Origin of the sequence: Terrabacter tumescens (assembly GCF_014646815.1) — a bacterium.
In the GTDB taxonomy this organism is placed as follows: domain Bacteria; phylum Actinomycetota; class Actinomycetes; order Actinomycetales; family Dermatophilaceae; genus Terrabacter; species Terrabacter tumescens.
The window spans coordinates 286722-299107 of the sequence record NZ_BMNZ01000001.1 but is presented as its reverse complement, the minus strand read 5'-3'; the positions used below and the strand labels follow the sequence as shown (position 1 = coordinate 299107).

The window sequence follows — 12386 nt, the reverse complement described above, 5'->3', positions numbered from 1 at the left end:
GATCGGACCCCGGACACGCCTCGTGACCCGATGGTCGTCATCGACGGAGTCAACAAGCACTTCGGCGACCTACACGTGCTGCGCGACATCAACCTCACCGTCGGCAAGGGCGAGGTGGTCGTCGTCCTCGGACCGTCCGGCTCGGGCAAGTCGACGCTGTGCCGCGCCATCAACCGCCTCGAGACCATCGAGTCGGGCACCATCTCCATCGACGGTCAGGCACTGCCCGAGGAGGGCAAGCCGCTCGCACAGCTGCGGGCCGACGTCGGGATGGTCTTCCAGTCCTTCAACCTGTTCGCGCACAAGACGATCCGCGACAACGTGACGCTCGGGCCGATCAAGGTGCGCAAGAAGTCGAAGTCCGACGCGGACCGGCAGGCCACCGAGCTGCTCAAGCGGGTCGGTGTCGAGGCACAGGCCGACAAGTACCCGGCCCAGCTCTCCGGCGGCCAGCAGCAGCGCGTCGCGATCGCCCGCTCGCTCGCGATGGGCCCCAAGGTCATGCTCTTCGACGAGCCGACGTCGGCCCTCGACCCGGAGATGGTCAACGAGGTCCTCGACGTCATGGTGGGCCTCGCCAAGGAGGGCATGACGATGATCGTCGTGACCCACGAGATGGGCTTCGCCCGCAAGGCCGCGGACCGCGTCGTCTTCATGGCCGACGGCCAGATCGTCGAGGTCGGCACGCCGCAGGAGTTCTTCACCAACCCCCGCAGCGACCGCGCCAAGGACTTCCTCGGCAAGATCCTCACGCACTGACCCACCGGAACCATCTGCACCAATCGACAGGGATCGGCACGCAGCACCGCGTGCCGTGAGCAACCACCCAGGAGGAACCCAGATGAAGGCACGACGACTCGGAGCCGTTGCGGCGGCTGCGACGTTGGCGCTCACGCTCGCCGCGTGTGGATCCAGCGACAGCGGAGGCAACGCCGGCTCCAGCGGCGGCAAGGGGCTCAAGATCGGCATCAAGTTCGACCAGCCCGGACTCGGCCTCAAGAAGGGCACCGAGTTCACCGGCATGGACGTCGACGTGGCGAAGTACGTCGCCAAGTCCCTCGGGACTGCCGAGGGCGACATCACCTGGGTCCAGGCTCCCAGCGCCCAGCGTGAGACGCTCATCTCGACCGGTCAGGTCGACATGGTCGTCGCGACCTACTCGATCACCGACGCCCGCAAGGAGAAGGTCAGCTTCGCCGGGCCGTACTTCATCGCCGGTCAGGACCTTCTGGTTCGCGCCGACGACAGCTCGATCACCGGCCCGGACACCCTCAAGGGCAAGAAGCTCTGCTCGGTGACCGGTTCGACCTCAGCCCAGAAGGTCAAGGAGAAGGTGCCGGACGTCAACCTCCAGGAGTTCGGCACGTACTCCGAGTGCGTCGCTGCGCTCGCTTCCGGCGCGATCGACGCCCTGACGACCGACGACACGATCCTCGCCGGCTACGCCGCCCAGGACCAGTACAAGGGCAAGCTCAAGGTCGTCGGCCAGCCGTTCTCCACGGAGAACTACGGCATCGGCATCAAGAAGGGTGACACGGCCATGTGCCAGAAGATCACCGATGCCATCAAGACGATGATCAGCGACGGGTCCTGGCAGAAGGCCGTGGACGCCAACCTCGGGCCGGCCGGCTACAAGCCGGGTGCGGGCAACCCGCCCACCCCGGCTTCCTGCTCCTGACGCACACGCACACGCACGGGCGCGGGATGTCCGAACGGTCTGGCATCCCGCGCCCGGATCATCACGAGAGGTGATGGATGGGCGACATCCTCAGCAAGTACGACATCTTCGGGGCGTTCTGGGTCACGATCCAGCTCTCGGTGCTCTCGGCGATCGGCGCGCTGGTCCTCGGGACCATCGTGGCGATCCTCAGGGTTTCGCCCGTGAGGATCCTTCGACTGCTCGGCACGTCCTACGTCAACGTCTTCCGCAACACGCCTCTGACGTTGCTCATGGTCTTCAGCATCCTCGGGCTCTCCTTCATCCTGGGGATCAACCTGTCGCAGGACCTCTCCCGTAACGCCTATCTCTGGGCCGTCGTGGTGTTGTCCGTCTACCACGCGGCCTTCGTCTGCGAGGCCTTGCGCAGTGGCGTCAACACCGTTCCAGCCGGTCAGGCCGAGGCTGCGCGTGCCATCGGGCTCACCTTCGGGCAGTCGTTGCGCGAGGTCCTGCTTCCGCAGGCCTTCCGCGGCGCGGTGGCACCGCTGGGTTCGGTCCTCATCGCCCTCATCAAGAACACGACGGTTGCGGCGGTCATCCTCGGCACGTCGGAGGCGGCGGGTCTGCTCGCCAAGATCACCGAGAACGAGGGCGCCAGCCTGCCGACCTTCTTCCTGTTCGCGCTCGGTTTCGTGATCCTCACGCTGCCGTTCGGGATCCTGTTCACCCATCTCTCCCAGCGTCTGGCGGTGAAGCGATGAGCTCCGAGATCGTGCTTTTCGACGCGCCCGGCCCCAAGGCCCGGCGGCGTCACGCCATCCTCACCGTGGTCGGTGTCGTGGTCGCCCTCGCCCTCGTCTGGCTGGTCGTGCGAAAGATGGGCGAGGCCAACCAGCTCGAGGGTTACATGTGGGCGCCCTTCGTCAACGACCCCGAGGTGTGGACGCAGTACCTCCTGCCCGGTCTCTGGGGAACGGCGAAGGCCGCGGCGCTCTCGGTCGTGTTCGCCGGCATCTTCGGGATCGTCTTCGGCATGGCGCGCCTGTCGTCGAACAGGTGGATCAGCATCCCGGCAGGCGTCGTCGTGGAGTTCTTCCGCTCGGTGCCGGTGCTGATCATGATGGTCTTCGCCTACTTCGGATACTTCGCGACGAGCGACCTCGTCTCCGCCCAGACAGCGCCGTTGGCTGCCGTGGTGCTGGCGTTGACGCTCTACAACGGCTCGGTCATCGCCGAGCTGGTCCGTTCCGGCGTCTTCAGCCTGCCGAAGGGCCAGAGCGAGGCCGGCCTCTCGATCGGGCTCTTGCCCGGCCAGACGTTGCGATCCATCCAGCTGCCCCAGGCCCTGACGGCGATGCTGCCGGCGCTCGTCGGCCAGCTCGTCGTCGTGCTCAAGGACAGCGCGCTCGGCGTCGTCATCACCTACCCGGAGCTGCTGAACGCCGCAAAGACCCTCGGCTCCGCCTACGCCAACACGGTCCCGGCCTACCTCGTGGCAGCGCTGATCTTCATCGCCATCAACTACCTGCTCACGCGGTTGGCCCGAGCCGTGGAGGGCTGGCTCAAGCGACGTGGCGGGTCCCACCGCGCCGCTGGAGCCCCGGACGCCGAGATCACCGACCTCGAGGTCGGCTCAGGTGTCGGCACCGGCGGCGGGCGCTGACCTCGACGCCAACGAGAAGGGCCCCGACACCAGGTGTCGGGGCCCTTCTCGTTCGGTGCTCCCCCGATTGGACTCGAACCAATAACCTGCCGGTTAACAGCCGGCTGCTCTGCCAATTGAGCTACAGGGGAATGCTGCTGCGCAACCATAGCAAAGCATTCGCGCGGACACGAAATCGGGTGCGGCGCCTCGCAATCGGGGCGTCGTAGGGGCCTCGGACGTCCCCCTCCGGACCCCTCAGAGGCCCACTTCGGCACGCAGGCGTGCCAGCCGCTGGGCCGCCTCGCGCGCCACGTCGGGGTCAGTGAGGTCGGCACCCTTGCCGGGCACCGTCTGCTCGACGAGGGCCCCCGTGGCGAGGTCCTGGCGGATGACGACGCGCACGCTGCGACGGCCCGCGGTGCGGAACTCGTCGGCGAGCACGACGCTCGCCTGCAGGCGCTCGCGCAGCGCCTGCTGCAGCAGCGAGGGCTCGGTGACGCGCCACCGCGCGGGCTGCCCGCGGTCGACCCACGTCACGGTGAGGGTCGAGGTCTCGCCCTGCCACGTGCCGCTCTCGGCCTCGTGCCACGGCCGGCTCCACACGAGGCCGTCGGTGCCGACGAAGGCGAGGTGGTGGGTCGTCGCGACGACGTGGCCGCCCGACTGCTCGTCGCGCGCCCAGGCGAGCACCTTGGCCCCGCCTCCGAGCGGCACGGCCGCGCGGACGTCAGCGGGCAGCGCCGGCCGGCGCCGCCGTTCGAAGAGTGCCATCAGCCCATCCCTGCCTTGATCGCGGCCAGCTCCCGTTGGAGCGTCTGCAGCTGGATGCCGAGCTCGCGGGTGCGCTCGGGCTCCGGCGTCTCGGCGTGGTCGAGCCGGCGCATCTCGCTCATGGCGTCGGCGATCCGGCGCGTCAGCGCGATGGTGCGCACCCGGTCGAAGAGCTCGTCGACGTAGCGCGACGTCGGCAGGCCGGTGTTGGGGTCCATCCGGGTCGGCAGGGTGTCGACGGCGAGCTCGCTCACGAGGCCCGCGACCGGGGACGGCGCGGCCTCGGTGACCGCGGAGGTCCAGGCGCGCGCGTTGCCCTTGTCGCCGCTGTGGTGGGCGATCCGGATGCCGTCGAAGACCGCGCGATGGGCCGGCGCGGAGAAGGAGTCGGGCGTCAGCAGGTCGATGGCGCCGGGCTTGAAGACCGTGGGGAACTGGAGCAGCACCTGGAGCAGCTGCCGCTCGGCGAGCACGACGGGGTCGCGGCGGTCCGGCATCGGCATGCCGGCGTGGTCGGCCGCGGTGGGCTCGGCGTCGTCGCGGCCGTTCCGGTCACCTCGCGCGTCCTCCTCGACCTTGATCTTGCCGGCGCGGGACACCTCGGTGGCGACCTGCTCGACGTCGAGGCCGAGCATGCCCGAGACCTCACGGGTGTACTCCGGGCGGAGCGACTGGTCGCGGATCGAGGCGATGATGGGCGCGACGGCGCGCACGGCCTGGATGCGGCCCTCCGCGGTCGCGACGTCGAAGCGCTTGATCGTCGTGCGCACCGCGAACTCGAACATCGGCACGGCGTCCTCGATGAGCGCCTGCACGGCCGGGTCTCCCCCGGCCTGGCGCAGCTCGCACGGGTCCTTGCCCGACTTCTCGACGGCGACGAAGGACTGGGAGGTCCACTTCTCGTCGTCGGCGAAGGCGCGCATGGCGGCCTTCTGCCCGGCGGCGTCACCGTCGAAGGTGAAGATCACCTTGGCCGGGGCGAGGCCCGCCTCGTCGCGCATGAGGCGCCGCAGCGTCTTGATGTGGTCGGCGCCGAACGCCGTGCCGCACGTCGCGACGGCCGTCTCGACGCCGGCGAGGTGGCAGGCCATGACGTCGGTGTAGCCCTCGACGACGACGGCGTGGCGACCCTGCGAGATCTTCTTCTTGGCGAGGTCGAGGCCGTAGAGCACGGTCGACTTCTTGTAGATCGGCGTCTCGGAGGTGTTGAGGTACTTCGCCTCGATGCGGTCGTCGTCGAAGATCCGCCGGGCGCCGAAGCCGACGGTGTCGCCGGTGATGTCGCGGATCGGCCACACGAGGCGGCCACGGAAGCGGTCGTAGAGCCCCCGGGCGCCGCGGCCGGCGATGCCTCCGGTGACGAGCTCGTCGTCGGTGAAGCCCTTGGCGCGCAGGTGGCGCACGAGGTCCTCGCCGCCACGCGGCGCGAAGCCGATGCCGAACTGCTTGACGTGCTCGCTGTTGAAGTCGCGGGCGCGGAGGAAGTCACGGGCCGTGCGGGCGGCCTGGCTGCCGAGGAGGAGCTCGGTGTAGTACTCCTCCGCGACGCGGTGGGCCTCGATGAGGCGACTGCGCCGGCCGAGGCCCTCCTCGCGGGGCCGATCGCCGTTCTCGTAGCGCAGCTCCATGCCGAGCTTCTGGGCGAGCCGCTCGACCGCCTCGGAGAAGCTCAGGTGGTCGACCTTCTGCACGAACGAGATGACGTCGCCGCCCTCCTGGCACCCGAAGCAGTGCCAGGCGCCCACGGCGGGACGGATGTTGAACGACGGGGTCTTCTCGTCGTGGAACGGGCACAGGCCCTTGAGCGAGCCGGGGCCGGCGGAGCGCAGGGTCACGTGCTCGCGCACGACATCCTCGATGGACGAACGCGCCTTGACCGCTGCGATGTCCTCGCTGTTGATCAGCCCCGCCATCTGCCTCCTGTCGCTGGGGGTGATTCTAGGTGCTCGACGGTCGGCCCCTCGTCACCGGCACCACTGGCTGTGGAGGGCGAGGGCGCGCACGTCGGTCAGCGAGGCCACCTGGTCGACGACGACGCGCAGCCGCTCACCGTCGTCGGAGGCCGTCGCGTGGTCGGCCCGGAAGGCGGCGTCGAGGCGCTCCTCGGGCGACCCGGCATACGCCTCCACGAGGGCACGGACGACATCACGCTGGCCCGACATGACCGACAGGCGCTCCTCGGTCGTCATGACGAAGTGGTTGGCGATCGCCTTGAGCACGGAGCACTCGGCGCGCGTGTCGTCGGGGACGACGAGGTCGGCCTCGAACCGGCACAGCTCGCCCGGGCCGTGCCGCTCCCGGGTGGCCTGCTCGACGACGAGCACGAAGTGGCCGATGAGCCGGCTCGTCATGTCCTTGAGGCGCGCCAGGTCACCACGGGAGCCGTCGTATGCCGTGGGCATCGCTCCCGAGGCCAGCAGGCGTTCCAGCGCGGCCCCCAGGGCGTCGGCACCGAGGTCGGGGGCGTAGGTGCGACCGGCCACGTCGATGACGTCGGCCATGTCGCGCGAGTGGAGCGCCCTCGGGTCCATCCAGCCGGAGGCGATGGCGTCCTCGACGTCGTGGACGGAGTAGGCGACGTCGTCGGACCAGTCCATGACCTCGGCCTCGAGGCACCGGTTGCGGGGCTCGGCGCCCTCGCGGATCCAGGCGAAGACGGGCAGGTCGGAGGGGTAGACGCCGAACTTCCTCGTCTCGTAGGGGCCGTCGCCGCGCCCCCAGGGGTACTTCGTCGTGGCATCGAGACTCGCCCGGGTCAGGTTGAGACCGGCCGAGGTGCCGTCGGCGTGAGCCCGCTTGGCCTCGAGCCTCGTGAGCAGGCGCAGGGTCTGCGCGTTGCCCTCGAACCCCCCGATGTCCGAGGCGATCTCGTCGAGCACGGTCTCGCCGTTGTGCCCGAACGGCGGGTGCCCGAGGTCGTGCGAGAGGCAGGCCGTGTCGACGACGTCGGCGCTGCAGCCGAGCGCCGCGCCGAACTCGCGCCCGATCTGCGCCACCTCGAGCGAGTGCGTCAGCCGGTTGCGGACGAAGTCGTCGTGGCCGGGCGCCAGCACCTGCGTCTTGGCGGCGAGGCGGCGCAGGGACGACGAGTGCACGACCCTGGCCCGGTCGCGGGCGAAGTCGTCACGGTCGGCGCGCTTCTGGGCAGGGTCCTCCGCGACCCAGCGCTCCCGGTCCCGACCCTGATAGCCCACACCGGAACTCTATGCGGCGCGATCGAACCGACCGCGGCGCCGCACCCGTGGCGCATACTTCAGGGATGGAGCCGCTCAGGCTTCCAACCTCAGGAGCGCGCCATGGGCGACAAGTCACCGAAGTCCCACATGTCCACGAAGGCCAGATCGCTCAAGGAGAAGCGTGCCGACAAGCACGCGAAGTCCGCCGCCAAGGACCACACGGAGATCATCCCGCCCAAGGCCAAGCGCTGACGGCGAGCTGACCACCTCGGCTCAGCCGAGCTCGGCCTGCAGGCGTCGCACCCAGGCCGGCTCGGTGCCGTAGCGCTGCGTCTTGATGAGGCGCAGGTTGGCGCAGTCCTCGACGAGCTCGCCCATGCGTTTCTCACGTGTCGACTCCTGCTTGGCGGTGAGCACCCAGTTGATGGCGATCTTGCGGTACGACGGCGTGGCGCCGTCCCAGAACGCTGCCGCGCGCTCGTCACCGCGCAGCAGCGCCTCGTAGTCGTCGGACCACACGAGCTCGCGGTTCTCGTAGGCGTAGACCCCGGAGCGGTCGGCCCGGCGTCTCTCGAAGGCCGCGAGACCGGCCGGGTGCATGCGCCCGGCCGACGTCAGCTCGGCCACCGCGTTGATGTTGATGGTGCTCCAGTTGCTGCCCGGCTTGCGCGGCGTCCACCGCTGGCGCACGGCGTCCTCGTCGATGCGCTGCGCCATCGAGTCGATCCAGCCGAAGCACAGCGCCTCGCGCACGGCCTCGGCCCACTGGAGCCCCCGCGGCTCGACGTGCTTCTTGTGCAGACCCATCCACAGCTCGGTGGCGCTCTCGTGATGCACCTCCAGCCAGGCCCGGAAGTCGTCGGCATCGTCGAAGAAGGTCGCGGGCCGTTCGGCCGATCCGCCCTGTCGCATGTCCCGATCCTGCCACCGGCCACCGACGCCCCGGCAGACGCTGGGAGGATCTACCCGTGACCGACCGCATCGTCCTCGCCGCCCGCAACAACGCCCTCTGGTGCGACGCCGTCGCGCGTTCGCACGGCGTGGCGTGCACGACCGACGACGTGGCGTGGACCGCGTCGACGCGCACGCCGCCCTACTACCCCGACGCCGTGACGCTGTCGCCGGACGCCGGGGAGTACGACGTGCTGGCTCGCATCGACGACTCGGACGGCTGTTCCGTCAAGGACTCGTGGTCCCGGCTCGACCTGTCGATGGAGGACTTCGCGCGCCTCGTCGTCGGCGAGTGGGTCTGGCTCGACCCGTCGGTCCCGTCGACCCGGCTGGCCGCCGACAGCCGCTGGCAGCGCCTCACGACGCCTGCCGAGATGGCGGAGTGGGTGCGCGGCTGGGCGAGCGACCCCGACGCCGAGGCCATCCTGCGCCCGTCGCTGCTCGACGAGCCGGGCGTCCACGTCCTCGGCGCACGGACCTCGGACGACCCGGCGTCACCGGTCGTCACCGGTGCGATCGTCAACGTGACGGGCGAGGTGGCGGGGCTCGGCAACGTCTTCGCCCGCGACGGCGACGTCGAGAGGGCCTGGAGCGCGGCCGCGGCCGCGGCGCGGACCGTCACCGGCGGCATACCCCTCGTCGGCTGGGAGGCCGGCGCGAGCGTCGACGCCGCTGTTGGCGCGGGGTGCGAGCGGCTGGGGCCGCTCAGCGTCTGGCTGAAGTGAGCCTCAGCCGCCGCTGACCGACAGCTCTGCCTCGGCGATGGTGCGGCGGTGCTCCTCGGACAGCTCGCGGGACTCGAGCCAGCGGTCGGGCAGCGCCACGGTGCGCGAGGAGCCCGCGCGCCCGCGCTGGCCCTCGGCGGCCTCGCCCGGCCACGGCGCGTCGGGGTCGAGCGTGGCGAGCAGGTCGTCGAGCGCGGCCATCGAGTCGACGAGCGCGAGCGAGTTGCGGATCGTCGAGCCGGCCGGGAATCCCTTGAGGTACCAGGCGATGTGCTTGCGGATGTCGCGGCAGGCGCGCTCCTCCTCGCCGTAGAAGTCGCAGAGGTATGCCGTGTGTGTCCGGAGCGTCTCGGCGACCTCCCCGAGGGTCGGCGTCACGCGCGCCGAGGTACCGGCGAAGGCCGCCGCGAGGTCAGTGAAGAGCCACGGGCGACCGAGGCAGCCGCGCCCGACGACGACGCCGTCGCAGCCCGTCTCGTGGACCATGCGCAGGGCGTCCTCGGCCGACCAGATGTCGCCGTTGCCGAGCACCGGGATGCTCGTCACGGTCTCCTTGAGCATCCGGATGGCGCTCCAGTCGGCCGTGCCGGAGTAGGCCTGCGACGCGGTGCGCCCGTGCAGCGCGACGGCCGCGACGCCCTCGGCCTCGGCCGTAAGGCCCGCGTCGAGGAAGGTGAGGTGATCGTCGTCGATGCCCTTGCGCATCTTGACGGTGACCGGGATGTCGCGCTTGGCGCCCTCCTCGACGACCGCGCCGACGATGGCCTTGAAGAGGTCCTTCTTCCACGGCAGGGCCGAGCCTCCGCCTTTGCGGGTGACCTTGGGCACCGGGCAGCCGAAGTTGAGGTCGATGTGGTCGGCACGGTCCTCGGTGACGAGCATCCGCGCGGCGGCCCGCGCCGTCGCGGGGTCGACGCTGTAGAGCTGGATCGAGCGCGGGTTCTCGTCGGGGTCGTGCTCGATGAGCCGCATCGACTCGGGCGTCCGCTCGACGAGCGCGCGCGAGGTGATCATCTCGCTGACGTAGAGGCTCGTGGCCCCGCTCGCGCCGCGGATGGCCCGCCCCTCGTTGCCGTACTCACGGCACAGGCGGCGGAAGGCACGGTTGGTGATGCCGGCCATGGGCGCGAGGACGACGGGCGAGCCGATGACGTGGCGGCCGATGCGCAGCGGCGGCAGCACGGCGCCCGTCGTCTCGGTCACAGGGGTCATCACGTCGGTCACGCGCTCGATTGTCCCCGATCAGGCGCGAGAGGCCGAATCGGCCACGGCGCCGGCGAAGCGCAGGAGGGCGTCGGCGAAGGCCTCAGGCTGGTCGAGGTTGGCGAAGTGGCTCGCCCTCGGGACGATCTCGACGCGTGCACCGGGGCAGGCTCTCAGGTAGGTCTTGGCACCGACGCGGAACTGGTCGAACCGTCCGTTGAGGAGCAGCACCGGACAGTGCACGCCGCGGAGCATGGCGGGCCGGCAGTGCGCCATGACCTCGCGCCACGCGGCGGCGGTCGGCGTGAAGTAGTAGCCGCCGGCGATGACCGGGTCGACCCGCTCGGCCGGGTAGAGCCGGTGCAGCACGCGGTCGTTGACGCGGGTCATGCGCTCGGGGCCGAGCCGGTCGGTGAGCGCCGCCACGCCGCGGTACACGGCTGCGCCCGGCCCGGTCGGGGTGGCGCTCGCCCCGGCGAGGACGAGGCCGTCGAGCGCGTCGGGGTGGGACGCGGCATACGCCATCGCGGCGTAGCCGCCGAGCGAGTGGCCGACGAGGACCACGGGCGACCCCTCGGGGACCGCCCGGACGGCGTCGTCGATGACCTCGACGCAGCGGGCGAGCGTGAACTCCTCGGCGGCGCGCGCGCCATGGCCCGGGAGGTCGACGAGCGTCAGGTCGACATGGTCGCGCAGCAGCGGCACCTGGGGCGCCCACTGGGTGCTCGACAGGCGCGACCCGTGCACGAGGACCAGGTGAGCACGCACACCGCGAGGATGCCACGATGGCCCGGTGACCCACCTCATCAGCGCAGACGAGCTCGCCCACGAGATCGAGGACGTCGTGGTCCTCGACGTCCGGTGGGCGCTGACCACGGCGAACACCCCTGCCGGCCGAGCCGACTACGACGCCGGCCACGTGCCGGGCGCCTTCTTCGTCGACCTGGACGCCGAGCTCGCGGCTCCCCCGGGCGAGGGTGGGCGCCACCCGCTGCCCGACCCCACCGTCGTCCAGGCGCTGCTGCGCCGCGCGGGGATCACCGAGCACACCCGGGTCGTCGTGTACGACGGCAAGGAGTCGTATGCCGCCGCGCGGGCCTGGTGGGTGCTGCGCTGGGTGGGCGTGCCTGACGTCCGCGTCCTCGACGGCGGATATGCCGCCTGGCTGGCCGCAGGGCTGCCCGTCTCCACCGACGAGCCGGCCGACCGGCACGGCGACGTCGTCGTGCGGCCGGGCGCCCTGCCGACGCTCGACGCCGACGGCGCGGCTGCACTGGCGCGCGACGGCCTGCTCCTCGACGCGCGGGCCCCGGAGCGCTACGCCGGAGAGACCGAGCCGATCGACCCGGTCGCGGGCCACGTGCCCGGCGCCGTCAACAGCCCCACCACGGCGTGGGTCACGGACGACGGGACGTTCCGCCGCGACCTGGCCGAGCACTGGGCCGCCGTCACCGAGGGCGTCGACCTCGGCGACGGGCGGGTCGGCGTCTACTGCGGGTCGGGCGTCACGGCAGCTCACGAGATGCTCGCGCTCGCCGAGCTCGGGATCGACACCGTGCTCTACCCCGGGTCGTGGAGCGAGTGGATCCGCGACCCCGCGCGCCCGATCGCCCTGGGTCACCAGCCCGGCTGACCGTCGCGCACGGGCGCGAGCACTGCCCGAGACAGGCCCTGACGCGGACGCTCGGGCGTGCGGTACCGGACGGGCGCCTACCGGTCTCGAGGACCCAGCGCACGCTCGGCTGCCGCGCGCACCGACACGTCGGCGTCGTCGAGCAGCCGGACCGCTGCCGCCGTGTGCTCCGAGTCCCCCATCGCACCGAGGACCCGCGCCGCGGCCGCACGCACCCGCGACACCGCGTCGTCGACGAGCACGAGGCACGCGTCGGCCGCGCCCGCGACCTCCCAGCGGGCGGCCACCTTGGCACACATCTCGCGCACCCGCCACGCCGGATCGCCCAGTCCGGCAACGACATCCACGCTGCACCGCTCGTCCCAGACGTAGAGGAGCGTCCGCGCCGCCCAGACCCGCGCCCAGTACGCCGTTCGCTCGTCGAGATGGTCCGGTGCGCCCCAGCCGTCCACCGCGGCGCCACCGACCCAGTGCGGGTCCGGGTCGGCCGGGTCTCCCCAGGATGCGCGCCCCGCGAGGAGGGCGGCGCACCACGCGGTCAGCGCGTCGTCCCCCAACGCGTCGGCCGCGGCACGCGCGCGCTCCCCGGGCGTCGCCCACAGCACGTCGTCCTCGACCACAG

General features: G+C 71.2%; 14 protein-coding genes and 1 tRNA gene. 7 read left to right on the top strand and 8 right to left on the bottom strand.

The genetic code is table 11. The features are described 5' to 3' along the window. Nucleotides 1-30: 30 nt before the first annotated feature. The 4 genes from IEY30_RS01410 (at nucleotide 31) to IEY30_RS01395 (ending at nucleotide 3323) form a co-directional block, all read left to right on the top strand. Entirely contained in the window at nucleotides 31-759 is a 729-nt protein-coding gene (locus IEY30_RS01410) for an amino acid ABC transporter ATP-binding protein (protein WP_030146449.1), read from the top strand. Between the two features lie 82 nt (nucleotides 760-841). Then, nucleotides 842-1678 (top strand): glutamate ABC transporter substrate-binding protein, encoded by an 837-nt coding sequence (locus IEY30_RS01405; RefSeq protein ID WP_030146450.1) that lies wholly within the window; start codon nucleotides 842-844, stop codon nucleotides 1676-1678. A gap of 77 nt (nucleotides 1679-1755) precedes the next feature. After that, the gene (locus tag IEY30_RS01400; protein WP_030146451.1) at nucleotides 1756-2421 is read left to right on the top strand and encodes an amino acid ABC transporter permease; all 666 of its coding nucleotides are present in this window, start codon (nucleotides 1756-1758) and stop codon (nucleotides 2419-2421) included. Next, the gene (locus IEY30_RS01395) at nucleotides 2418-3323 is read left to right on the top strand and encodes an amino acid ABC transporter permease (RefSeq protein WP_030146452.1); all 906 of its coding nucleotides are present in this window, start codon (nucleotides 2418-2420) and stop codon (nucleotides 3321-3323) included. Before IEY30_RS01400 ends, IEY30_RS01395 begins: the two co-directional genes overlap by 4 nt. 58 nt (nucleotides 3324-3381) lie before the next feature. Here IEY30_RS01395 and IEY30_RS01390 read toward each other — a convergent pair. The 4 genes from IEY30_RS01390 to IEY30_RS01375 form a co-directional block, all read right to left on the bottom strand. After that, a tRNA-Asn gene (locus IEY30_RS01390) sits at nucleotides 3382-3454 on the bottom strand. Nucleotides 3455-3560: 106 nt separating this feature from the next. Next, the gene (locus IEY30_RS01385) at nucleotides 3561-4076 is read right to left on the bottom strand and encodes a hypothetical protein (protein ID WP_030146453.1); all 516 of its coding nucleotides are present in this window, start codon (nucleotides 4074-4076) and stop codon (nucleotides 3561-3563) included. Beyond that, on the bottom strand, nucleotides 4076-5989 hold the full coding sequence (gene dnaG, locus IEY30_RS01380; protein ID WP_030146454.1) for a DNA primase: 1914 nt from the start codon (nucleotides 5987-5989) through the stop codon (nucleotides 4076-4078). The genes IEY30_RS01385 and dnaG overlap by 1 nt, the downstream gene beginning before the upstream one ends. A 51-nt stretch (nucleotides 5990-6040) precedes the next feature. Continuing rightward, nucleotides 6041-7270, bottom strand: coding sequence for a deoxyguanosinetriphosphate triphosphohydrolase (locus IEY30_RS01375; RefSeq protein ID WP_030146455.1), 1230 nt, complete (start codon nucleotides 7268-7270; stop codon nucleotides 6041-6043). A 102-nt stretch (nucleotides 7271-7372) separates the two neighbouring features. Here IEY30_RS01375 and IEY30_RS22090 point away from each other — a divergent pair, with 102 nt between their 5' ends. Continuing rightward, complete coding sequence (locus IEY30_RS22090; protein ID WP_020142547.1) at nucleotides 7373-7504, top strand: hypothetical protein; 132 nt, start codon at nucleotides 7373-7375, stop codon at nucleotides 7502-7504. Between the two features lie 21 nt (nucleotides 7505-7525). Here the strand turns inward: IEY30_RS22090 and IEY30_RS01370 are convergent, their stop codons facing one another. Continuing rightward, nucleotides 7526-8164: a YdeI/OmpD-associated family protein gene (locus tag IEY30_RS01370; protein WP_030146456.1), complete on the bottom strand. Its 639-nt coding sequence runs from the start codon at nucleotides 8162-8164 to the stop codon at nucleotides 7526-7528. Nucleotides 8165-8220: 56 nt separating this feature from the next. Between IEY30_RS01370 and IEY30_RS01365 the strand changes: the two genes are divergently transcribed. Beyond that, complete coding sequence (locus tag IEY30_RS01365) at nucleotides 8221-8928, top strand: hypothetical protein (RefSeq protein ID WP_030146457.1); 708 nt, start codon at nucleotides 8221-8223, stop codon at nucleotides 8926-8928. A gap of 3 nt (nucleotides 8929-8931) precedes the next feature. Here the strand turns inward: IEY30_RS01365 and dusB are convergent, their stop codons facing one another. Together dusB and IEY30_RS01355 are read right to left on the bottom strand one after the other, a co-directional pair. Further along, nucleotides 8932-10140 (bottom strand): tRNA dihydrouridine synthase DusB, encoded by a 1209-nt coding sequence (dusB, locus tag IEY30_RS01360; RefSeq protein ID WP_030146458.1) that lies wholly within the window; start codon nucleotides 10138-10140, stop codon nucleotides 8932-8934. Between the two features lie 30 nt (nucleotides 10141-10170). Then, nucleotides 10171-10899: an alpha/beta fold hydrolase gene (locus IEY30_RS01355; protein ID WP_030146459.1), complete on the bottom strand. Its 729-nt coding sequence runs from the start codon at nucleotides 10897-10899 to the stop codon at nucleotides 10171-10173. Between the two features lie 25 nt (nucleotides 10900-10924). Between IEY30_RS01355 and IEY30_RS01350 the strand changes: the two genes are divergently transcribed. Continuing rightward, complete coding sequence (locus IEY30_RS01350) at nucleotides 10925-11764, top strand: sulfurtransferase (RefSeq protein ID WP_030146460.1); 840 nt, start codon at nucleotides 10925-10927, stop codon at nucleotides 11762-11764. Nucleotides 11765-11841: 77 nt separating this feature from the next. Here IEY30_RS01350 and IEY30_RS01345 read toward each other — a convergent pair whose 3' ends face one another. Further along, nucleotides 11842-12384, bottom strand: a complete 543-nt coding sequence (locus tag IEY30_RS01345) for a HEAT repeat domain-containing protein (RefSeq protein ID WP_052358168.1) — start codon at nucleotides 12382-12384, stop codon at nucleotides 11842-11844. Between the last annotated feature and the right edge of the window lie 2 nt (nucleotides 12385-12386).

What these genes read in the sequence shown, in the direction of transcription:
- IEY30_RS01410 (WP_030146449.1), top strand. Translation starts at nt 31, where the DNA reads ATGGTCGTCATCGACGGAGTCAACAAGCACTTCGGCGACCTACACGTG.
- IEY30_RS01405 (WP_030146450.1), top strand. Translation starts at nt 842, where the DNA reads ATGAAGGCACGACGACTCGGAGCCGTTGCGGCGGCTGCGACGTTGGCG.
- IEY30_RS01400 (WP_030146451.1), top strand. Translation starts at nt 1,756, where the DNA reads ATGGGCGACATCCTCAGCAAGTACGACATCTTCGGGGCGTTCTGGGTC.
- IEY30_RS01395 (WP_030146452.1), top strand. Translation starts at nt 2,418, where the DNA reads ATGAGCTCCGAGATCGTGCTTTTCGACGCGCCCGGCCCCAAGGCCCGG.
- IEY30_RS01385 (WP_030146453.1), bottom strand. Translation starts at nt 4,076, where the DNA reads ATGGCACTCTTCGAACGGCGGCGCCGGCCGGCGCTGCCCGCTGACGTC.
- dnaG (WP_030146454.1), bottom strand. Translation starts at nt 5,989, where the DNA reads ATGGCGGGGCTGATCAACAGCGAGGACATCGCAGCGGTCAAGGCGCGT.
- IEY30_RS22090 (WP_020142547.1), top strand. Translation starts at nt 7,373, where the DNA reads ATGGGCGACAAGTCACCGAAGTCCCACATGTCCACGAAGGCCAGATCG.
- IEY30_RS01370 (WP_030146456.1), bottom strand. Translation starts at nt 8,164, where the DNA reads ATGCGACAGGGCGGATCGGCCGAACGGCCCGCGACCTTCTTCGACGAT.
- dusB (WP_030146458.1), bottom strand. Translation starts at nt 10,140, where the DNA reads ATGACCCCTGTGACCGAGACGACGGGCGCCGTGCTGCCGCCGCTGCGC.